The sequence below is a fragment of the Streptococcus sp. VTCC 12905 genome, assembly GCF_049893385.1.
Lineage (GTDB): Bacteria > Bacillota > Bacilli > Lactobacillales > Streptococcaceae > Streptococcus > Streptococcus suis_AA.
Genome location: NZ_JBMVJC010000011.1, coordinates 35,644 through 57,853 on the forward strand (window position 1 = coordinate 35,644; position 22,210 = coordinate 57,853).

Consider the following 22,210-nt stretch of genomic DNA (forward strand, 5'->3'; position numbering starts at 1 on the left):
ATGACCAGATATGATTTTACTAGTAAACCAAATCGCTTAACGCACCATGCTGAAAAATGGAAAAAAGTGGAGGCTGATCCGGAACTCCTACCTTTATGGATTGCGGATATGGACTTTGAGCCACTTCCAGAAATTCGCCAAGTAATCCGTGACTATGCAGATCATCACATTTTTGGTTATCCCTATGCTAGCGACAGCCTTTATCAGTCTATTATTGACTGGGAAGGTAGACAGCATGGCTACAAGATTGAAAGAGAGTCCATCCTGCTCATCGAAGGTGTTGTTCCTGCCTTAACTGTGGCTATTCAATCTTTGACAGAAGAAGGGGATGCAGTCCTAATTAACACGCCAGTCTACTCACCCTTTGCACGGACTGTCAAATTAAACAATCGCCAGCTTGTTACCAATTCACTTGTAGAAGTGGATGGTGTTTTTAGGATTGATTTTGACCAGCTTGAAAAGGACATTGTAGAGAATCAAGTGAAACTCTATATTTTCTGTAATCCACACAATCCAGGTGGTAGGGTTTGGAGCAAGGAAGAACTCTTAGCTATTGGACGTCTCTGTCAGAAACATGGCGTCGTTCTTGTATCAGATGAAATTCATCAAGATTTGGCTTTATATGGTCATAAACATGATACCTTTAATACGGTAGATGAAAATTTCAAAGATTTTTCAATTATCTTATCATCTGCAACTAAAACATTTAACATTGCTGGAACGAAAAATAGCTTTGCTATTATTGAAAATCCAAGCATCCGCAAGACTTTTGCTAAGCGTCAATTGGCAAACAATCAGCATGAAGTTCCAACAATTGGTTTGTTAACCACAGAAGCCGCCTTCACTTATGGAGATGAGTGGTTGACAGAGTTAAAAAATGTTTTAGAAAAAAATATTGACTATGTTGAAGAGTATTTGACTTCCCATACTCGGATCAAGGTCATGAAGCCCCAGGGAACCTACCTTATCTGGCTTGATTTTTCTGACTATCAGCTGGAACATGACCAATTGTTCGAATTGTTGCAACATCAGGCAAAATTGATTTTGAACGATGGTTTAAGCTTTGGTAAAGAGGGCAAACATCATGCGCGTCTAAATACGGCAGCTCCATTTGATGTCATTGAAGAGGCCTGTCAACGACTTAGAAACGTTTTTGGATAAAGAAATAAGGACTAGGTGGAGTAAAATCACCTAATCCTTATTTTTTTGTGTTTTTCGAAATTCTGTTGGGCTCATGTGAAAATAATTTTTAAAGGCCGCGCTGAAGGTGAGAGGATCTTGGTAGCCGACAGAATAGGAAATTTCAGTGATACTCCTAGAAGCATCTTCTAAGAGTTGACAAGAACGATTCATTTTTACTTGTAAAATATAATCTTTGATAGAATAGCCTGTTTCCTGCTTAAAAATCTTATAGAGATAACTTCGGCTCAAGGCCAAATAGTCCGCTATTTCAGAGACCTTAATTGGATGCGAATAGTGGCTATGTATCATTTTGATGGCCTGCTGAACATAATATTTGGTTTGTGTTTCGGGTTTCATCAGTTTTTCACTTGGAAATTCCTCGATGAGCGTAGCCAAGAGTTGATTGAGGTAGCCAATTAAGACTAGTTCAGTGATAGAGGGGATGGGATGCATCTGAACATGGTTAATCTGATGCATATAGTCTAGAATTGGGGACGCTAGACTGGAGTGGAGATAGTAGTTTTCTAGCAGTTGACTTTGATTCAGTAGGTCTTTTGCTCGTGAACCACTAAAACCAACCCATAAATAGGTCCACGGATCTATATCGTCAGCTTGATAGAAAATGGAAACATCTTTTGGCAGAATAAACAAATCACCTGCTGATAGATAAATTGTTTTTCCGTCAACAAGAATTTTCCCTTTTCCTTTTGTAATAAAATGCAGGACAAAATTATCACGGGTAGTAGGACCGAAGGAATAGCCCTTGTCACATTGTTCGCCACCGTAATGGTCTACATTTAGGTCAAAATTATGACTATCCAATTCATTATAGATATTTAGAATATTCATTTCAATCCTCCTAGGAAACATTATAACATGTTTTAAAAACAAAAGGTTATTAAATAAAGCGTTTACATTTTGTACAATAAGACCATAAAGAAGAAATGAGGGAGATGAATGTGATTGAGATTGATGAAACAAAACAGATTTTTCACCTGAAAACAAGAGAATTCTCTTATATCATTCAAGTGCTGGAAACAGGAGATCTGGTTCATCGTTATTTTGGGAAAAAAATCGAAAAATTTAGTGATGGAAACAAAATAACATATTTAGATCGAGCGTTTTCTCCTAGTCCAATTACTGGAGATAGGACATTTTCGTTGGATGTCCTCCCACTCGAATACTCTAGCAGTGGTCTGGGTGATTTTAGGACTACTGCATTAGATGTTCGAAGTGAATTTGGAACGACCCTAGATTTAAAATTTAAATCGTATAGAACCTATAAAGGAAAAAAAGAGTTAAATGGTTTACCAGCAAGTTTTGGAAATCAAGAAGAAGTAGAGAGTCTTGAAATTGATCTTTATGATCAGTTGACAGATGTTACTGTAACACTTCAGTATTCTGTTTTTGAAGAAGCCTCCTATCTCGCACGGTCAGCTACAATTCAAACTGGCAAATATCCATGTAAACTAGAGAAGGCCTTATCTGCAACGGTTGATTTTCCACATCAAGATTTCATTGTTCACAGCTTGACTGGACGTTATGCTTATGAAAAAGAGTGGACACAGACCCCGCTGACAAAAGGTCAGTATTCGATTGGTAGCATTCGAGGTGCCTCAAGTCACTCAAGAACACCTTTCTTAGCACTTACCTCACCCGATGCAGGTGAGGACAAGGGCGATGTATTTGCAGCTCACCTTGTCTATAGTGGCAACTTTTCAGCCTTTGTCGAAACGACAGCCATGGAAACCTGTCGTTTGGGACTAGGATTGGAAAGTCACTATTTCTCATGGCAATTGGCTAAGGATGACCGGTTTCAAACCCCAGAAGTTCTCTTATCATATACTGATAAAGGATTTACTGGCATGACACAAAATAGTCATCACTTTATTACAAAACACCTCATTCGATCATCGTTTGTAAACAAACCAAGGCCTGTTTTAATCAACAACTGGGAAGCGACCTATTTTGAATTTACAGAAGAAAAGATTTTACAGTTAGCTCAGGTTGCAAGTCGAGTTGGTATTGAATTGTTTGTTCTGGATGATGGTTGGTTTGGTAAACGAAACAATGATGAAAGTTCATTGGGCGATTGGAAAGTCAATTTGGATAAGTTGCCAAATGGTTTGAATGGTTTAGCAGAGCGAATAAATGAGCTTGGCATGAAATTCGGACTGTGGTTTGAACCAGAGATGATTTCTATTGATAGCGATCTTTATCGTGAGCATCCTGATTGGGCAATTCACATAGAAGGACGCTTACCAATCTACAGCCGAGAACAATTAGTTTTGGATTTGACCAAACAGGAAGTCTGTGACTACATCATTGATAGCGTCTCTTCGATATTAGAATCAGCCAACATTACTTATGTAAAATGGGATATGAATCGTAATATCACCAATATCCCTGAAGGTTTAGCAAATGACCAGTGTTTTGAGTTCCACCATCGTTACATGCTAGGTCTGTACCGTGTATTAGACCACCTTACCAAGCGGTTCCCAGATATTCTTTTCGAATCCTGTGCAGGCGGTGGAGGTCGTAATGATTTGGGAATCATGTATTACATGCCGCAAGCTTGGGCAAGTGATGATACAGATGCGATTGAGCGCATATCTATTCAAGAAGGTACTAGTTTGATTTATCCCCCTTCCTCAATTGGCGCACACGTTTCTGCCGTTCCGAACCATCAGGTTGGTCGGATCACACCTCTTGCTACACGAGGCAATGTGGCTATGATGGGAGGAGCATTTGGTTACGAGCTGGATTTAACGAAACTTTCGGAAAAGGAATTGGATGAAATCAGTCAGCAGATCGAAACCTATCACTCCATTCGTGAAACTATCCAATTCGGTCAGCTCTACCGTCTGAAAAAGACGACCAATACCTGGGCTGCCAATTATGTTAGTCAAGATAAGAATCAAGCGGTCTTTACATTTATAAAAATTCTTGCCAAGCCAGAAGCGCCTTTGCTTCATGTTCGGTTGAAGGGCCTAGACCCAGATGCCTTGTATGAATGCCCTCAATTAGGAGAAACATTCTACGGAGATGAATTGATGAACATTGGTCTCATAATGCCACATGTTCAACAAGATTATTTTAGTGTACAATATATTTTTAACAAAATCTAGGAGGATTTTATAATGAAAATGAAAACATTTTTAAAATGTGCGTCAGTGATTGCTTTTGCTAGCTTCTTGGTTGCTTGTGGGAATGCAAGTAATAGCGATAAGGTAGAAATTGAATATTTCTCGCAAAAACCTGAAATGCAAGCGACTCTGCAGGAAATAATTGAGGATTTTGAAAAAGAAAATCCTACGATTGACGTTAAATTTTCGAATGTACCAGATCCAGGAACTGTTCTGAAAACCCGTATGGCAAATAACGAAGCGCCAGATGTCATCAATATTTATCCACAAAATGCGGACTTCAAAGCATATGCAGCGGATGGTCGTTTCCTAGAAATTGGTGATGATGCAGGTCTCGGTCATCTAAAAGATGGTGCTGTAACGCCTTATCTTGTTAATGAAAAAAATTACACCCTTCCTTTGACAGCTAATGCTTATGGTATTTACTATAATAAAGATAAGTTCAAAGAATTGGGTCTTGAAGTTCCAACTACCTATGCAGAATTAGTGGCTTTGGTAGACAAAATCAAGGCTGATAGCAGTGCAGCACCGTTTGCTCTTTCATTGAAAGATGCTTGGTCATTGAATGGCTACCATCAGTTAGCTTGGGTAACTGTTGCGGGTGGATTTGATGGTGCTCAAGATATTCTGATCCGCAGTGCAAAGGGAGCAATTCAAGATGACGCTACAACAAAAGCTGTCTTAGAACGCTTGGAACTGTTGACAGATAATGGTCAACAAGGTGCAACAGGCGCGCTCTATTCAGATGCAGTGGCAGCTTTTGCGGCAGGAGATGCTATCATGCTTCCACAAGGTACATGGGCAGCTACAGTCGTTAACCAACAAGAACCAGAATTTGAATATGGTATGTTTACCTTCCCTGGTGATAAAGAAGGTGGCGACTATACCATCGGTGCAGCAGACCTTGCTCTTTCAATTTCTGCTGATACAGAGCACCCAGAAGAATCTAAAAAATTCTTAGAATACCTCTCACGTCCAGAAGTGATGCAAAAATACTATGATGTAGATGGCTCACCAACTTCAGTTGAAGGAGTAGACACTGAAGGCAAGTTTGAAGAAACTGCTGGAGTGACACAATATGCCTTCACTGACAAACACGTAGTTTGGTTGCAATCTGAATGGGAATCAGAAGAAGAGTTTTGGAATATCACAGTTGAAATGGTTAAAAATCCAAATTCAGCAGAATTTGTGAAAAAATTGAACGCATTCTTTGATCCAATGAAAAAATAAGTCAGAAAAACTATAAGCAGAGGCTAGTTGCAGCCTAGCCTCCTTATAGTTGCCTAGTGTCAGTTTTAGTAACCCTATGGGATTCCTTGAACTGAGACTAAGTAACTATAACTTTATCAAAAAGGAGTACCATGATGAATCAAAAAGGATTTGTTGCAAAATACTGGCCCTATCTATTTGTGGCGGTACCGATTGGATTACAGTTAATCTTTTTCTTCTATCCGCTGTTTACAGGGATTTACTATAGTCTAACAGACTGGAATGGATTAACCTCTGATTTTGACCTCATTGGTTTTCACAATTATCTGGATATTTTAAAAAATCCTGATTTTTACACATCAATGACCTTCACGATTATCTTCACCATTGGTTTGGTCATTGGTGAGATAGTGATTGGGATTTGGTTGGCCACCCTGCTCAATCGTAAGATTAAAGCAGTTGGTTTCTTTAGAACCTGGTATTTCTTCCCAGCTGTCTTGTCAACTGTTACTTTGGGTTTGATTTTTGTTCAGCTCTTTAACTATGGTTTTACCCAAATTGGTGAAGTCTTAAATATTGATTGGTTGAAGGAAAACTTGTTAGTGAATGAGAAAACTGTTATTCCTTCTGTCTTATTTGTTGCTTTGTGGCAAGGATTAGCCATGCCGGTCATCATTTTCTTGTCTGGTTTACAAAGTATACCAGTAGATGTCAAAGAAGCAGCAACGATTGACGGGGCAACACGGTCTCAGCAATTCTTTAATATTGAACTTCCATTTTTACTACCTTCCATTAGTATGGTCTTTATCTTGGCGATGAAATCAGGTTTGACCGCTTTCGACCTTATCTTTGCCCTGACAAGTGGTGGTCCAGATGGTAAGACAGAATCACTTGGTTTATTAGTCTATAACTATGCCTTTGTTAATAATAAGTTTTCGTATGCGAATGCTTTAGCGGTGGTCCTCTTTATCATTATCATTGTGATTTCGTTGATTCAGATGAAGATTTCTAAGAAATTTGAAGTATAGGAGAGTATATATGAACAAGCACAAACAGAAAAATTGGTGGGTTTACTTAGTTCTCTTTAGTGGAATATTGTTCATGTTTATTCCACTATTGGTGACCATTATCAGTTCTTTTAAACCAACAAAGGAAATTACAGGAAATTTCTTTGGTTTGCCACAAGAGTTTACATTGAGCAACTATGAACGCCTATTTAATGATGGAATTGTTCAATATTTTAGCAACTCAGCTATTATTACAATCGTATCAATTGCCCTCATTTTATTGGTTATTCCAATGGCAGCTTTCGCCGTAGCCCGTCAAATGAAACGCCAGACAGTGTTTAACTTTATCTACTTTTTCTTGATTATTGGGATTTTTGTACCTTTCCAAGTGATTATGCTCCCAATGACCAAATTAATGTCAAGCCTTGGTTTGAACAATGTTGTCGGTTTGATTATTCTATATTTGACCTATGCAGTTCCTCAGGCCCTCTTCCTCTACGTCGGCTATATTAAGACCATTGTTCCTGAAGAAATGGATGAGGCGGCAGCTATTGATGGCTGTGATAAGTTTACCATGTATTGGAAAATTATTTTCCCTCTGATGAAACCGATGCATGCGACGGTATTGATCATCAATGCATTGTGGGTGTGGAATGACTTCCTTTTGCCACTCCTAGTATTAAACAGAGATCAAGCTATGTGGACCCTGCCCTTGTTCCAGTATAATTACAAAGGAATGTACTTTAGTGACTACGGTCCATCATTTGCTTCCTATGTTGTAGGAATTATCCCAATCCTACTTGTCTACCTAATCTTCCAAAAACATATTATTTCAGGTATGACGAGTGGTTCTGTCAAATAAATCTAAAGGTTGACTTGTTCAACCTTTTCTAACAATGAAAAAAGAAAAGGCTTACGAGGAGGAAATCTATGAAAATTAAAAATCAAGCTATGTTGATTACTTATTCGGATAGTTTAGGAAAGAATCTCAAGGATTTGAAAAATGTTCTTGAGGGGCCATTAAAGGATGTTGTGGGAGGTATCCATATTCTGCCGTTTTTCCCATCATCAGGTGACCGTGGGTTTGCGCCAATGGATTATACAAAGGTAGATCCTGCATTTGGAGATTGGTCAGATATTGAAGCATTGAGCAAGGACTATTATCTGATGTTCGATTTTATGATCAATCATATTTCTGCAAAATCTCCTTATTTCCTTGATTTTCTTGAAAAGAAAGATGAATCAGCTTATGCGGATTTGTTTATTCGCTATAAAAACTTTTGGCCAAATGGAGAACCAACACAAGAAGATGTTGATTTGATCTATAAGCGTAAACCTCGTGCTCCATATCGAATTGCAACATTTGCTGATGGTAGCGAGGAGAAGGTATGGTGTACCTTTGATGAGCAACAGATTGACTTGGATGTGACTACTGAGACAACACGCCAGTTCATCCAAGAAAATCTGGAACAGTTGGCAGAACATGGTGCTTCGATCATTCGTTTGGACGCCTTTGCTTATGCTAATAAAAAAATAGGAACCAACTGTTTCTTTGTGGAGCCTGATATTTGGGAAATGCTCCATTTTCCACGTCAGTTATTGGCACCAAAAGATGTAGAAATCTTGCCAGAAATTCATGAACACTACACCATTCAGCAGAAAATTGCGGAACAGGATTATTATGTTTATGACTTTGCCTTGCCAATGCTAGTTCTCCACGCTTTGTATTCTGGTCATGTCAATCGCCTGATTCACTGGATGGAGATTTGCCCTCGCAAGCAATTTACAACTCTTGATACACATGATGGAATAGGTGTTGTGGACGTTAAAGATTTGCTGACGGATGAGGAGATAGAGGAAACGCGTGAAGCCTTGTATGCACAAGGTGCCAATGTGAAGAAAATTTATAGTACAGAAGCCTATAATAATTTGGATATTTATCAGATTAACTGTACTTATTATTCTGCCCTTGGCAATAACGATCAAGCTTACCTATTAGCGCGTGTTCTACAATGTTTTGCACCAGGTATTCCACAGATTTACTATGTTGGTTTACTTGCAGGCGAAAATGATATTGAACTTTTAGAATCAAGTAAGGAAGGTCGCAATATCAATCGCCATTACTATGATTTGGATGAAATTGAGCAGCAAGTGCAACGTCCTGTGGTACAATCCTTGTTTAAACTCTTAAAATTCCGCAATACAAGTCCAGCTTTCGACGGAGAGTTCTCTGTTAAGATGTTGGATGAAACAAGTATGGAAATTTTCTGGAATAATCAAGATGCAGGGGTATCTGCCCGCCTAACAGCAAATCTAAAAGAAAAATCCTTTGAAATTGTTGAAATAGAAGAGGAAAAAATTACTACAATTGAGTTATAATATGATTATATAGAAAGAGGGGAATTCCCCTTTTTATTGCGTAAATTAGATTGTACAGAAAGGTTCAATACATGTCAGAAATACAAAAAACAGATTGGTGGAAGAAGTCCGTCATTTACCAAATTTACCCTCGTAGTTTTCAAGATTCAAATGGAGATGGAGTAGGGGATATTCGAGGGATTATCAGCAGATTAGATTATCTTCACGAGCTTGGAATTGATGCTATTTGGCTCAGTCCTGTTTATCAGTCACCCATGGATGACAATGGTTACGACATCAGTGACTACCAAGGAATTGCTCCAGAATTTGGGACCATGGAAGATATGGAAGAGCTGATTGCAGAAGGCCATAAGCGCAATATCAAAATAATCATGGATTTGGTGCTCAATCATACCTCGGATGAACATTTTTGGTTTCAAGAAGCCCTCAAAGGACCAGATAATCCCTACTATGACTATTATGTTTGGGCTGATGAACCGAATGAATTACGCTCGACCTTCTCTGGCTCTGCTTGGGAATACGTTCCACATCTGAACAAATACTATCTCCACCAATTCTCTGTTAAGCAACCGGATTTGAACTGGAAAAATCCTGCTATGAAACAAGAAATCTGGGATATGATCAATTTTTGGATTGAAAAAGGTGTTGGCGGTTTCAGGCTAGATGTGATTGATTTGATTGGAAAAGAACCGGAAAAATTAATTACAGCCGACGGACCGACTCTCCATCCTCTTATTCAGGAATTAAATGAGAAAACCTTTGGTGCTTACGACTTAGTGACTGTTGGGGAGACATGGAGTGCCAATCCAGAAAATGCTCAGTTATATTCGCATCCTGATCGAAAAGAATTTTCGATGATTTTCCAATTTGAACATGTGGGACTTGATCAGCAGGAAGGGAAAGAAAAGTGGGATTTGGCACCGCTTGATCCAGCTCGTTTGCATAACGTTCTATCCAAATGGCAGACTGAACTGGTTGGTAAAGGCTGGAACTCACTTTTCTGGAATAATCATGATTTACCTCGTGCCATTTCTCGCTTCGGTGATGATCGACCTGCATTTCGTGAGCTAAGTGGCAAAATGTTGGCTATTTATCTTCATTTTATGTCAGGGACTCCTTATATCTACCAAGGTGAGGAAATCGGTATGATTAATACGCCAATTACAGATATTAACCAGGCAGATGATATTGAAACACGTCGCATGTATGCGGAACGGATTGAAAATGGCTTTACCAAGGAGGAATTGATTACTTCTATAAATGCCAAAGGTCGTGATAATGCTCGCCGTCCAATGCAATGGACAGGAGCAGAAGGAGCAGGCTTCAGTACAGGTCAAGCCTGGCTGGCTTTTGGAGATACTGTCAAAGACATCAACGTTGAAAAAGCACTTGCAGACAAACAATCTCTTTTCTATACCTATCAAAAATTAATCGCTCTTCGGAAAGAGTATCCTTGTATGTCCGAAGGAAAATATGAAGTGATGGAGACTGGAAATAGCTCGGTAATGGCCTACCGTAAATATGATGAACAGGATGATTTCATCATTCTGGTGAATTTCACAAGTGATGAGCAAGCCTTCGAAGTATCGAGCGAGGGATATTCCCTGTTTATGCATAATTACGAAGAGGCTGCATTTTTGGCTGGACAATTATTGAGACCGTATGAGGCAATCGTTCTCAAAAAATAAGATAATTTTCAATATTCACGAGCTTTTTTCATGAATTTTTGGTAAAATAGAAAAAACAAAAAAGAGAGGTTTCATCATCATGGGTAAATTCCAAGTCATTTCACACCCACTCATTCAGCATAAATTGTCTATCCTTCGTAGAACAACAACTTCTACAAAAGATTTCCGTGAGTTGGTCAATGAAATTGCCATGTTAATGGGCTACGAAGTATTGCGTGACTTGCCACTTGAAGATGTGGAAATTGAAACACCGATTACAAAAACAGTTCAAAAACAAATTGCAGGTAAGAAATTAGCTATTGTGCCAATTCTTCGTGCTGGTATTGGTATGGTCGATGGATTGCTTAGCTTGGTTCCGGCAGCTAAAGTTGGTCATATTGGTATGTACCGCGATGAAGAAACCTTACAACCAGTTGAATACCTTGTGAAATTGCCAGAAGATATTGATCAACGCCATATCTTGGTAGTAGACCCAATGTTAGCAACTGGTGGTTCAGCAATTCTTGCAGTGGATTCCTTGAAAAAACGTGGAGCTTCAAATATTAAATTTGTTGCCTTGGTATCTGCTCCAGAAGGTGTGAAAGCACTTCAAGATGCACATCCAGATATCGATATCTTTACAGCAGCCTTGGATGAAAAACTCAATGATAAAGGCTATATCGTTCCAGGTCTTGGAGATGCTGGTGATCGCCTTTTCGGTACTAAATAATCTCCGTAAGAAATCAGTTGAGCTGATTTCTTTTTTCTGGTTTTAAATCGTGTTTTTTATTTGACCAATTTTGACTATTCTTATATAATGGGAAAAGAAAATCTCGAAAAGGAGTAAATTTATGATTCCAGTAGTTATTGAACAAACTAGTCGCGGTGAGCGCTCGTATGATATTTATTCACGTTTGCTGAAAGACCGCATCATTATGTTGACAGGTCCGGTTGAGGACAATATGGCCAATTCGATTATTGCCCAATTGCTTTTCCTAGATGCACAAGATCCAACAAAAGATATTTATCTCTATGTAAATACACCAGGGGGTTCTGTTTCTGCAGGTCTTGCCATCGTGGATACAATGAACTTCATTAAAGCAGACGTACAGACAATTGTAATGGGTACTGCAGCAAGTATGGGAACAATCATTGCTTCAAGTGGTACAAAAGGCAAACGTTTCATGCTTCCTAATGCAGAATACCTGATTCACCAACCAATGGGAGGCACTGGTGGTGGTACTCAGCAAACTGACATGGCAATTGCAGCAGAACACCTCTTAAATACTCGTAACAAGTTAGAAAAAATCTTGGCGGAAAATTCTGGTAAGACAGTCAAACAAATCCATAAGGATGCAGAACGTGACTATTGGATGTCTGCTGAAGAAACCTTGGCATACGGCTTTATCGACCAAATTATGTATAATACAAAGACTAAGTAATGTTGTTTCTATAAGATTATTCTTACATGCTCTGATGATCGACTTGATTGTTGGAGCTTTTCATTTTTAATTGAAAGCGGTATAATATAGGAAGAATCAATTTTAGAGGAGTTGACATGTTTGAGAAGAAAGATCGGATTAGTTTAGCAGTATATTTACATTATAACCGTGATGCCCGTAAATTAAACCAATATGGAGATATCGTCTATCACTCCAAACGCTTACGGTATGTTCTTGTCTATATGGATAAAGATAAAGTAGATGTGGCTATTACAAAACTAAAGAAGGAGAAGTTTGTTAAAAAATTAGTTCCTTCATATATAAAAGAATTGGATCATAACTTTGTAGGGAGTCTATGGCGTGAATCGATTGATAAGCCAGAGCCAGCCCGCATATCGTCATAATGGTAATATGGAGTCATCAGTAATGATGGCTTTTTTTGTGAATTATTTGGAGAATTATTAAAATTTTAATTTTTTTAAAAATTTTGTTCATTTGTATTGACAATTTTCAGATAATTCTGTATATTAGATACATGTTAAATTTAAGAAAGTTTTAAGGTATTTTCATGAAAACAAGAAAATTTGCAGTAGCAATCGCTACATTTGCTTCAGCAGCTCTCCTCGCTGCCTGTGGCAATGTTTCAACAACCAATACATCCGCAGCTGGTTCAACTATTGGGGAAACATTTAAAATCGGTTATAACTTGGAGTTATCTGGTGCTGTTTCATCTTATGGTCAAACAGAAGAAAAAGGTGCCAACCTTGCAGTAAAAGAAATCAATGCTGCTGGTGGTATTGATGGCAAAAAGATTGAAGTTATCACAAAAGACAATAAATCTGAAACCGCTGAAGCTGCAACGGTTGCAACAAGCTTGGCAAGTGAGGGTGCAAACGTCGTGATCGGCCCTGCTACATCAGGAGCTTCAGCAGCATCTATTCCAGCTTTAACTTCAGCAGGTGTTCCAATGATTTCTCCTTCAGGTACACAAACAAACTTGGTTGAAAATGATAAAGGTGAGGTACAAGAATACTTCTTCCGTACAACCTTTACAGATGGATACCAAGGTGAAATCATGGCTAAGTACGCTACTGAAAACTTGTCATCTAAGAAAGTTGTTCTTTACTTTGACAACTCATCTGATTACGGTAAAGGTGTAGCTGAGGCCTTCAAGAAAGCTTACACAGGAGAAATTGTTTCAGAAATTACATTTGCTTCTGGTGATAAAGACTTCCAAGCTGCATTGACAAAATTGAAAGACAAAGAATTCGATGCTATCATTATGCCTGGTTATTACAATGAAACTGGTACAATTGTGAAACAAGCGCGTGGTCTTGGTATCGAACAGCCAATCCTTGGTTCAGACGGTTTCGATTCTCCACAATTTACTGAGTTGGCAACTGCTTCAGCAGCTTCAAACGTTTACTACCTTTCAGCATTTGTAACATCAGCAAGTGAAAAAGCACAAGCATTCTACGATGCATATGTGAAAGAATACAACGAAGAGCCATCAATGTTCTCAGCTCTTGCATATGACTCAGTTTATATGGCAGCAGAAGCAGCAAAAGGTGCAAAAGATTCAGTAGCTGTGAAAGATAACCTTGCAGCTTTGAAAGACTTCGAAGGTGTTACTGGTTCCATGTCTATTGATGAGAACCATAACGTTGTGAAATCAGTTTATGTTGTTGGTTTGACAAATGGTGAGCAATCTTCAGTGGATACAATTTCAGCTGACTAATAAAAAGATAGAAGAGGGATTTCCCTCTTTTTTCAAATTATGTTATCTTTGCTACATCGCTTAAAAAGTGTTTATTCTTCTGCTTGTACAAATTGATCATACGAATTTTAAGGAGACAATGCAGACTTTTGAGTGGACATAACTGTTTGATTAGCTCAGATTTATTTTACCCTTTATGTGGCTGATGAGTGGCAATCGAACTTGCTTATTTTCAGAAAATTTTGTATAATGTAATAATGCTTACTGAGCTAGAAAAATATTTAGAAAGATTGGTGAACCTATGCTTCAACAACTTGTCAATGGTTTGATTCTTGGTTCTGTTTACGCACTATTAGCCCTTGGGTATACCATGGTGTACGGAATCATCAAACTCATTAACTTTGCCCACGGTGACCTATACATGATGGGTGCGTTTATGGGGTATTTTCTATTAAATAATTTAACGTTTATTGCCGATGGAGGAACTCGTTTCTTTATTGCACTTATTCTGGCAATGGTAGGAACAGCTATTCTCGGTGTTGTAATAGAGTTTTTGGCCTATCGTCCTTTGCGAAATTCAACACGTATTGCTGCCTTGATTACAGCTATCGGAGTTTCTTTCTTCCTGGAATACACTATGATTAAGTTCTTTTCGGCTGATGTAAAAGCATTCCCACAAGCAATTGAGGCAGTAACCTTCCACTTGGGTCCAGTTTCTGTAACCAATATTCAGTTGATTATTCTTGGTGTCTCATTGTTCTTGATGATTGCTCTACAATTAATCGTGAAGCGTACAAAAATGGGGAAAGCCATGCGTGCGGTTTCAGTTGATAGTGATGCAGCGCAGTTGATGGGGATTAACGTAAACCGTACGATCAGCTTTACTTTTGCTCTTGGATCAGCCCTTGCTGGTGCAGCCGGTGTTCTTTTAGGCCTTTATTACAACCAAGTCGAGCCTTTGATGGGGATGACACCAGGTTTGAAAGCCTTTGTTGCTGCGGTATTAGGTGGTATTGGTATTATTCCAGGTGCGGCTCTTGGTGGATTTGTTATCGGTATTATTGAAACCTTCACCTATGTGATAAGTTTAGATACATTCCGTGATGCAATCGTGTACGCTGTGCTTATTATCATCCTCTTGGTACGTCCGAGTGGTATCCTTGGTAAGAATGTGAAAGAGAAGGTGTAACCATGAAGCAAAATTTAAAAGTTAATGCGATTTGGTTGGCTATCTTTTTAGCTGGTTTTGGTCTGATTCAAGGTCTTGTTGCAGCAGGGATTTTAAACTTCTACTATATCCAAATTGTGCAACAAATCGGTATTCAAATTATCTTGGCAGTTGGTTTAAACTTGATTGTTGGTTTCTCTGGTCAATTTTCTCTAGGTCATGCTGGTTTTATGGCTATTGGAGCATATTCTGTCGGGATTATTGGTAAAATGATGCCATCCTACGGTGGATTTGCTATTGCGTTGATTGTTGGAATGTTGATTTCAGGTGCAGTTGCTTTGTTGGTTGGTATCCCAACCTTGCGCTTAAAGGGTGACTATCTTGCAATTGCGACTCTTGGTGTTGCAGAAATCATTCGTATTTTGATTATCAACGGTGGAAGTCTTACCAACGGTGCAGCTGGTATCATGTCTATTCCACTCTTTACAAGCTGGCCTTTAGTTTATATTTTTGTTATTATCACAACCTTGGTAACAGTAAACTTCTTACGTAGCCCAATGGGAAGAGCAACGATTTCAGTTCGTGAGGACGAAATTGCAGCTGAGTCTGTCGGTGTTAATCCGACATTTGTTAAGGTTTCAGCCTTTGTCTTCGGTGCCATGACAGCAGCCATTGCAGGTGGTCTCCATGCAGGTTATGTTGGAACAATTGTTCCTAAAGACTTTGCCTTCATGACTTCAGTGAATATTTTGATTGTCATTGTATTAGGTGGTTTGGGTTCAATCACTGGTACCTTTGTGGCAGCTATTGTACTTGGTATCTTGAACGTCTTCTTGAAGAGTTATTCAGATATTTCAATGATCATTTACTCATTGGCACTGATTCTTTTGATGATCTTCCGTCCTGGTGGTCTTTTAGGAACCAAAGAATTTAGCGTAGCAGCTCTACTCAAGAAGAAGGAGGTTAAGTAATGGTATTACTTGAAGTAAAAGATTTAACCAAGAACTTCGGTGGACTAACTGCTGTTGGTGATGTAACCATGGAGCTCCATGAAGGAGAATTGGTTGGGCTTATCGGTCCTAACGGTGCTGGTAAAACAACGCTTTTTAACCTTTTAACTGGAGTTTATGAACCGAGCGAAGGTACAATCACTCTTGCTGGTACACTTTTAAATGGTAAAGCGCCATCAAAAATCGCCTCACTTGGTCTTGGTCGGACATTCCAAAATATCCGACTCTTCAAAAACATGACCGTTTTAGAAAATGTTTTGATTGGTCTTGGCAACCATGGGAAAGCAGAAGTTTTTGCAAGTTTTTTCCGTCTTCCAGCATTCTATAAGAATGAAGAATCCTTGAAAACAAAAGCGATTGAACTTTTGAAAATTTTTGATTTGGATGGCGATGCAGATACTCTAGCTAAAAACCTTCCATACGGTCAACAACGTCGTTTGGAAATCGTTCGTGCTCTTGCGACTGAACCAAAAATTCTTTTCTTGGATGAACCTGCAGCTGGTATGAACCCACAAGAAACAGCAGAATTGACCCAACTCATCCGTAAAATCAAGGAAGAATTTAACATCACAATCATGTTGATTGAACATGATATGAGTCTGGTTATGGAAGTTACAGAGCGAATTTATGTATTGGAATATGGCCGTTTAATCGCGCATGGAACTCCTGCAGAAATCCGTAGCAACAAACGTGTCATTGAAGCATACCTCGGAGGTGAAGCCTAATGCCAATGTTAAAAGTTGAAAATTTATCGGTACATTATGGCGTCATTGAGGCGGTAAAAAATGTATCATTTGAAGTAAACGAAGGAGAGGTCGTTACCTTGATTGGTGCCAATGGTGCAGGTAAAACCTCTATCCTTCGTACGATTTCTGGACTTGTTCGCCCATCTTCAGGAACGATTTCTTTCCTTGGAAATGAGATTCAAAAAGTTCCAGCCCGTAAAATTGTAGCAGATGGTTTATCACAAGTTCCAGAAGGCCGTCATGTTTTTGCAGGTTTGACCGTTATGGAAAACTTGGAGATGGGTGCCTTCCTACGCAATAATCGTGAAGAGAACCAAGCAAACTTGAAGAAAATATTTGCTCGTTTCCCACGCTTGGAAGAACGAAAAAATCAGGATGCTGCTACCCTATCAGGTGGTGAACAACAGATGTTAGCAATGGGACGTGCACTCATGAGCCAACCAAAACTCTTGCTCCTTGATGAACCTTCAATGGGACTAGCACCAATCTTCATCCAAGAAATTTTTGATATTATCCAAGATATTCAAAAACAAGGCACAACTGTTCTCTTGATTGAACAAAATGCCAACAAAGCCCTCGCCATCGCTGACCGCGGCTACGTCCTCGAAACAGGAAAAGTCGTCGTCTCAGGAACAGGAAAAGAACTCCTCGCCTCAGAAGAAGTCAAAAAAGCATATCTGGGTGGCTAAAAAGGTCCGGGGGACCTTTTTAGGTAGGAAATGAGAAACGCCGGCAGGCGTTTTTCTATATATCAAGGTTCGGTGGACTTTTTTAGGTTGGAAATAGGAAAAGAAAAAGTCTTTCAAAGCTGTAATCAGTTAACGATTTCGCTCTCAACACAGTGAAGTATCATGTTTTGAAAACAAACAACGAAATAATAGGAAGTTGTCGCGATTCAAAGGAGAGTATGTTTTTATTTTTCTTTTATCATAAAGAAACAACCACTCGAAAACATTTTTAAAATTGTTTTTAAGTGGTTGTTTAACATTATGTAGTAGAATACTTTTTGGGTAAGTATTGCTTAGGTACAAATTCCTATCGTTGTTTTTGAGAGTGTTTGGTAATTCTCCATTGTAAGAATATTTAATGATATGATTTATGCATTTGATACCAATTCCCTTAAACAATATCTATTGACAAAAAATAACTACTGAATTTTTATGACAACTGTGCATGGAAAAATATAAAATTTTCGGTAAGTGTATTAACTTAGAAGAAAATCACTCAGTTGAGCTACATTCTTTACAATACAAGTCGCACCTGCTTTTTCAAACTCTTCAGTATTTCCATAGCCGTAAAGAACTCCGATTGCAGGAAGTTGGTTCATGTGAGCACCTTCTATATCATGCTCTCTGTCACCGACCATGACTGCAGGTTGAGGAAAATTGCCTAATTGTTTCAGCGCATATGCAATCACATCTGCCTTACTGATACGACTATTGTCCAGACTTGCTCCCGCAATCACATCAAAAAAATGATCAATTTCAAAATGTTTAAGGATTTGTTTTGCGAATAATTCCGGTTTCGAAGTAGCAATCACAAGGGTTTTGCCGGCAGACTTTAACTTTTCAAGAAGTAGAACAATTCCAGGATAAAGTTGATTTTCAAACATTCCCTTTTCTTTAAAATAGATGCGAAAAGCATCGACTGCAGCCTGTGTTTCTTCCGGGTTCAATTGATAGAACTGTGAAAAAGATTCATAGAGTGGCGGTCCGATGAACCGTCTCAAATGATCTGGCTTCGTTTCTTCAATCCCCATTTTTTCGAGTGCAAAGGCAACGGAATTTAAAATGCCTTGACCAGAATCTGTTAATGTTCCATCTAAATCAAATAATATAGTTTGATACATAGCTGCCTCCTTTCTTTCAGTATATCATACTCTTTTAAAATCTGATAGGAATTATTGAAAGCTTCTTTTGGGAATGGTATACTATTAATATAAAGGAGGTTGGTCCACTATGTATATTCTCATAGCGCCAGATTCGTTTAAAGAATCTCTCTCAGCAGCACAGGTCGCTGAAGCGATTAAACTTGGATTTTCAAAGGTTTATCCTCATGCAAGCTATGACTTACTTCCCTTGGGTGATGGTGGGGAAGGTACTGTTGAGAGTTTGACAGATGCCTTATCGCTGGATGTGAAACATACCTATGTTACTGGTCCATTTGGAGACAAAGTCAAGGTTACCTATGCGATGAAAGATGACCTTGCAGTGTTTGAAATGGCTGCAATAGTTGGCCTTGGCAGTATTCCACACAAAAAAAGAAATCCGCTTTTGCTCAAAACAGAAGGAATTGGAGAGCTAATCGTTGAACTTGTGCAAAATGGAGCTCAGAGAATTTTAATTGGTGTTGGCGGATCTGCTAGTCATGATGGTGGCATTGGTATGGCATCAGGTCTTGGTGTTAGATTTTATGACTGTGATGGAGATGAGGTCGAGGCTATTGGTGCTCATTTGGGAAAGATAGTACGCTATTCAACAGACGAAATGTTGGTGGACCTATCCCAAGTTAGGATTGACTTGGTTACGGATGTGAATAATCCACTTTGTGGGCCATTGGGTGCAACTTATGTTTTTGCGGGTCAGAAAGGTCTAGCGCCTGAAGAGTTTGAACGTATTGATGAAGAAATGGCTGAGTTTTATAATAATGTGAATCCCGAAATACTTGCTGTAAGTGGAGCAGGTGCTGGTGGAGGTATGGCTGCTGGATTGGTCCAATTTGCTGGTGCACATATCCAAAAGGGTGTAGATTTTGTCATGAATCAATTGAGTTTTGATCACCGAGTTGCTGAGGCTGATCTTGTTATTGTGGGTGAGGGTCGGATGGATATCCAGAGTCTAGCAGGGAAAACTCCGATAGGAGTGGCTCGACGAACACCAGATGGAGTTCCTATCATTGCGATATGTGGCAGTCTCAAAGATGATCTACCTGATTTTCCTTTTGAAAATATCTGCGCCGCATTTCCTATCATCGCAAGTGTTGACAGTTTAGAACACACGCTCAAAAATGCAGAAAAAAACCTGATCCGTACAGCAGAACAGGTGGCAAGAGTAATTCAATTAGGAGGAACTCTAAGATGGAATTGATGAAATCAATGGCAACTATCTTATTTATTCTAATTTGTCTGGCAAAGCTGCAAACCCTTGTAAGTCTTTCTAAGAATGAAAGAGGGACAGAATCGAATGTATTGAAAGGAAATGATTCTATTTTCTTTTTCAATGAAAAAATGATATAGGCAGATTGCCAGGAATTCTGTGTTTATTAAGTATGATTATTTGTCTTGTACTTATTTTTGTTCATTGATAAATCAGTCTATCCAAATAATTTTTTCCAGAAGGAAGGTTTTGTATCTTCCTTTTTATCTTGTATTAAGAAAATATTTGGAAATACTGATTCTAAGGTAACATCTTCTCTATCTACAGCATGGTCAGTATGAAAAATCAAAGCATATGGTGATTGACCAACTTTCTCGTCAATAATAGCTGAAGTAATGCTGTGAGTTTGTGCCACTTTCATCAGCGAAATCTGTTGCTTATCTGATAGAGAGGGGGATAGTTTAAGAAAGAGCGGTTGGTAGTTACTAACTAATTTTTGGCAAATCTGATTGAAATCTTGAGAGACCTGTTCCTTTGCCAATTCGTCAAAAGAAAGTAGGAGAACAATCCGCTCCCGGTAGGTTCCCATGTACAGACGTTGTTCATCCGGATTTAGACGAGTTTCCCCGGAAGCCTTTCTTAAAATACTTGTATTTATATCGTTATTCATAATATTAGTATAACATAAAACTATGTAAGAAAAAAGGAAGGCGTTTACATTGTTTCATTCTGTAAAAATACCGACTTTTTCTTGAAAAATAACGTATTTTAGGGTATGATAGCAATGTAACAATTTTAAACTCAAAGGAGAGTAATATAATGTCAATTATTACTGATGTTTACGCTCGCGAAGTCCTTGACTCACGCGGTAACCCTACACTTGAAGTTGAAGTTTATACTGAATCAGGTGCTTTCGGACGTGGTATGGTTCCTTCAGGAGCTTCTACTGGTGAGCACGAAGCAGTTGAGCTTCGCGACGGTGACAAATCACGTTACCTTGGTCTTGGTACTCAAAAAGCTGTTGACAACGTGAACAACGTGATTGCTGATGCTATCATCGGTTTCGACGTTCGTGATCAACAAGCTATCGACCGCGCTATGATCGCTCTTGACGGTACTCCTAATAAAGGTAAATTGGGTGCAAACGCAATCCTCGGTGTTTCTATCGCTGTTGCGCGTGCTGCCGCTGACTACCTTGAAGTGCCACTTTACACTTACCTTGGCGGATTCAACACTAAAGTATTGCCAACTCCAATGATGAACATCATCAACGGTGGTTCTCACTCTGACGCTCCAATCGCTTTCCAAGAATTCATGATTGTACCAGTTGGTGCTCCATCATTCAAAGAAGGTCTTCGTTGGGGTGCTGAAGTATTCCACGCTTTGAAAAAAATCTTGAAAGCTCGTGGTTTGGTAACAGCTGTTGGTGACGAAGGTGGTTTCGCTCCTAAATTTGAAGGTACTGAAGATGGCGTTGAAACAATCATCGAAGCTATCGAAGCTGCTGGATACGAAGCTGGCGAAAACGGCATTATGATCGGTTTCGACTGTGCATCATCTGAATTCTTCGACAAAGAACGTAAAGTTTACGATTACACTAAATTCGAAGGTGAAGGCGCTGCTGTTCGTACATCTGCAGAACAAATCGACTACCTTGAAGAATTGGTTAACAAATACCCAATCATCACTATCGAAGATGGTATGGATGAAAACGACTGGGATGGCTGGAAAGCTCTTACTGAGCGCCTTGGCAAACGCGTTCAATTGGTTGGTGACGACTTCTTCGTAACAAACACTGACTACCTTGCACGTGGTATCAAAGAAGGTGCTGCTAACTCAATCCTTATCAAAGTTAACCAAATCGGTACTCTTACTGAAACATTTGAAGCTATCGAAATGGCTAAAGAAGCTGGTTACACTGCCGTTGTATCACACCGTTCAGGTGAAACTGAAGATTCAACAATCGCTGACATCGCAGTTGCAACTAACGCTGGCCAAATCAAAACAGGTTCATTGTCACGTACAGACCGTATTGCTAAATACAACCAATTGCTTCGTATTGAAGATCAACTTGGTGAAGTTGCTGTCTACAAAGGCTTGAACTCATTCTACAACCTTAGAAAATAAATTAGTACAGTGTACTAATTTATCCCCGAGTTAGTATAACGAGGGTTATAGTTAGAACAAGTCCGAAAATATTCGGACTTGTTTTACGATGTCTGGGAGACTGTTTTATCCCCGAGCTAGAATAGCGAGGGTTATAATAAGAGGGGCTGGGCAAAAACTAGCTTCTCACAATAAAAAAACGAGCAGTTCCAATTAGGAGTTGCTCGTTTTCCACTTCATGCTTTATAATTATAATAATCACAAAACAACTAGAAAGGCATGAAAATGTATAAACAGTATAACACAAATCAGCTTAGTTTGGAATTAAATATTGCT

At 39.0% G+C, this 22,210-nt stretch carries 21 protein-coding genes; 18 read left to right on the top strand and 3 right to left on the bottom strand.

Annotation, left to right across the window (positions count from 1 at the left end):
• On the top strand, positions 1 to 1,161 hold the full coding sequence (locus ACPC58_RS05455; protein WP_434065475.1) for a MalY/PatB family protein: 1,161 nt from the start codon (positions 1 to 3) through the stop codon (positions 1,159 to 1,161).
• 30 nt (positions 1,162 to 1,191) lie between these two features.
• Here ACPC58_RS05455 and ACPC58_RS05460 read toward each other — a convergent pair whose 3' ends face one another.
• Positions 1,192 to 2,031 carry an AraC family transcriptional regulator gene (locus ACPC58_RS05460; protein ID WP_434065476.1) on the bottom strand — a complete coding sequence of 280 codons (840 nt, stop codon included), beginning with the start codon at positions 2,029 to 2,031 and terminating at the stop codon, positions 1,192 to 1,194.
• 104 nt (positions 2,032 to 2,135) lie between these two features.
• On the opposite strand from ACPC58_RS05460, the gene ACPC58_RS05465 reads away from it, so the two are divergent.
• From ACPC58_RS05465 to ACPC58_RS05530, 14 genes are all read left to right on the top strand, one after another.
• Positions 2,136 to 4,310, top strand: coding sequence for an alpha-galactosidase (locus ACPC58_RS05465; RefSeq protein ID WP_434065477.1), 2,175 nt, complete (start codon positions 2,136 to 2,138; stop codon positions 4,308 to 4,310).
• Positions 4,311 to 4,322: 12 nt separating this feature from the next.
• On the top strand, positions 4,323 to 5,558 hold the full coding sequence (locus ACPC58_RS05470) for an extracellular solute-binding protein (RefSeq protein WP_434065478.1): 1,236 nt from the start codon (positions 4,323 to 4,325) through the stop codon (positions 5,556 to 5,558).
• Between the two features lie 134 nt (positions 5,559 to 5,692).
• Entirely contained in the window at positions 5,693 to 6,565 is an 873-nt protein-coding gene (locus ACPC58_RS05475; protein ID WP_434065485.1) for a carbohydrate ABC transporter permease, read from the top strand.
• A 10-nt stretch (positions 6,566 to 6,575) separates the two neighbouring features.
• Complete coding sequence (locus ACPC58_RS05480) at positions 6,576 to 7,406, top strand: carbohydrate ABC transporter permease (protein WP_171989738.1); 831 nt, start codon at positions 6,576 to 6,578, stop codon at positions 7,404 to 7,406.
• 68 nt (positions 7,407 to 7,474) lie between these two features.
• A complete protein-coding gene (gtfA, locus tag ACPC58_RS05485) occupies positions 7,475 to 8,923 on the top strand; it encodes a sucrose phosphorylase (protein ID WP_318150422.1) in 1,449 nt (482 codons plus the stop codon).
• 71 nt (positions 8,924 to 8,994) lie between these two features.
• On the top strand, positions 8,995 to 10,611 hold the full coding sequence (locus ACPC58_RS05490) for a glycoside hydrolase family 13 protein (protein WP_434065479.1): 1,617 nt from the start codon (positions 8,995 to 8,997) through the stop codon (positions 10,609 to 10,611).
• A gap of 79 nt (positions 10,612 to 10,690) precedes the next feature.
• A complete protein-coding gene (gene upp / locus ACPC58_RS05495) occupies positions 10,691 to 11,320 on the top strand; it encodes a uracil phosphoribosyltransferase (RefSeq protein ID WP_024391947.1) in 630 nt (209 codons plus the stop codon).
• A gap of 100 nt (positions 11,321 to 11,420) precedes the next feature.
• The gene (locus ACPC58_RS05500; RefSeq protein ID WP_277837118.1) at positions 11,421 to 12,032 is read left to right on the top strand and encodes an ATP-dependent Clp protease proteolytic subunit; all 612 of its coding nucleotides are present in this window, start codon (positions 11,421 to 11,423) and stop codon (positions 12,030 to 12,032) included.
• A 116-nt stretch (positions 12,033 to 12,148) separates the two neighbouring features.
• Positions 12,149 to 12,436, top strand: a complete 288-nt coding sequence (locus ACPC58_RS05505) for a DUF2129 domain-containing protein (protein WP_434065480.1) — start codon at positions 12,149 to 12,151, stop codon at positions 12,434 to 12,436.
• Positions 12,437 to 12,600: 164 nt separating this feature from the next.
• Positions 12,601 to 13,770 (top strand): ABC transporter substrate-binding protein, encoded by a 1,170-nt coding sequence (locus ACPC58_RS05510; RefSeq protein ID WP_434065481.1) that lies wholly within the window; start codon positions 12,601 to 12,603, stop codon positions 13,768 to 13,770.
• Between the two features lie 280 nt (positions 13,771 to 14,050).
• Positions 14,051 to 14,938 (top strand): branched-chain amino acid ABC transporter permease, encoded by an 888-nt coding sequence (locus ACPC58_RS05515; protein ID WP_434065482.1) that lies wholly within the window; start codon positions 14,051 to 14,053, stop codon positions 14,936 to 14,938.
• Between the two features lie 2 nt (positions 14,939 to 14,940).
• Complete coding sequence (locus ACPC58_RS05520) at positions 14,941 to 15,888, top strand: branched-chain amino acid ABC transporter permease (RefSeq protein WP_274504105.1); 948 nt, start codon at positions 14,941 to 14,943, stop codon at positions 15,886 to 15,888.
• Complete coding sequence (locus tag ACPC58_RS05525) at positions 15,888 to 16,652, top strand: ABC transporter ATP-binding protein (RefSeq protein WP_024391941.1); 765 nt, start codon at positions 15,888 to 15,890, stop codon at positions 16,650 to 16,652. The genes ACPC58_RS05520 and ACPC58_RS05525 overlap by 1 nt, the downstream gene beginning before the upstream one ends.
• Positions 16,652 to 17,362, top strand: a complete 711-nt coding sequence (locus tag ACPC58_RS05530; protein ID WP_217374000.1) for an ABC transporter ATP-binding protein — start codon at positions 16,652 to 16,654, stop codon at positions 17,360 to 17,362. Before ACPC58_RS05525 ends, ACPC58_RS05530 begins: the two co-directional genes overlap by 1 nt.
• A gap of 515 nt (positions 17,363 to 17,877) precedes the next feature.
• Here ACPC58_RS05530 and ACPC58_RS05535 read toward each other — a convergent pair.
• Entirely contained in the window at positions 17,878 to 18,522 is a 645-nt protein-coding gene (locus tag ACPC58_RS05535) for an HAD family hydrolase (protein ID WP_277837082.1), read from the bottom strand.
• A 109-nt stretch (positions 18,523 to 18,631) separates the two neighbouring features.
• On the opposite strand from ACPC58_RS05535, the gene ACPC58_RS05540 reads away from it, so the two are divergent.
• On the top strand, positions 18,632 to 19,759 hold the full coding sequence (locus tag ACPC58_RS05540) for a glycerate kinase family protein (protein ID WP_434065483.1): 1,128 nt from the start codon (positions 18,632 to 18,634) through the stop codon (positions 19,757 to 19,759).
• Positions 19,750 to 19,908 (top strand): hypothetical protein, encoded by a 159-nt coding sequence (locus ACPC58_RS05545; protein WP_171988812.1) that lies wholly within the window; start codon positions 19,750 to 19,752, stop codon positions 19,906 to 19,908. The genes ACPC58_RS05540 and ACPC58_RS05545 overlap by 10 nt, the downstream gene beginning before the upstream one ends.
• Before the next feature lie 77 nt (positions 19,909 to 19,985).
• Here ACPC58_RS05545 and ACPC58_RS05550 read toward each other — a convergent pair whose 3' ends face one another.
• The gene (locus ACPC58_RS05550; RefSeq protein WP_289648635.1) at positions 19,986 to 20,438 is read right to left on the bottom strand and encodes a DUF1694 domain-containing protein; all 453 of its coding nucleotides are present in this window, start codon (positions 20,436 to 20,438) and stop codon (positions 19,986 to 19,988) included.
• A 149-nt stretch (positions 20,439 to 20,587) separates the two neighbouring features.
• Here ACPC58_RS05550 and eno point away from each other — a divergent pair, with 149 nt between their 5' ends.
• On the top strand, positions 20,588 to 21,895 hold the full coding sequence (gene eno, locus ACPC58_RS05555) for a surface-displayed alpha-enolase (protein WP_024391935.1): 1,308 nt from the start codon (positions 20,588 to 20,590) through the stop codon (positions 21,893 to 21,895).
• Positions 21,896 to 22,210: the final 315 nt, after the last annotated feature.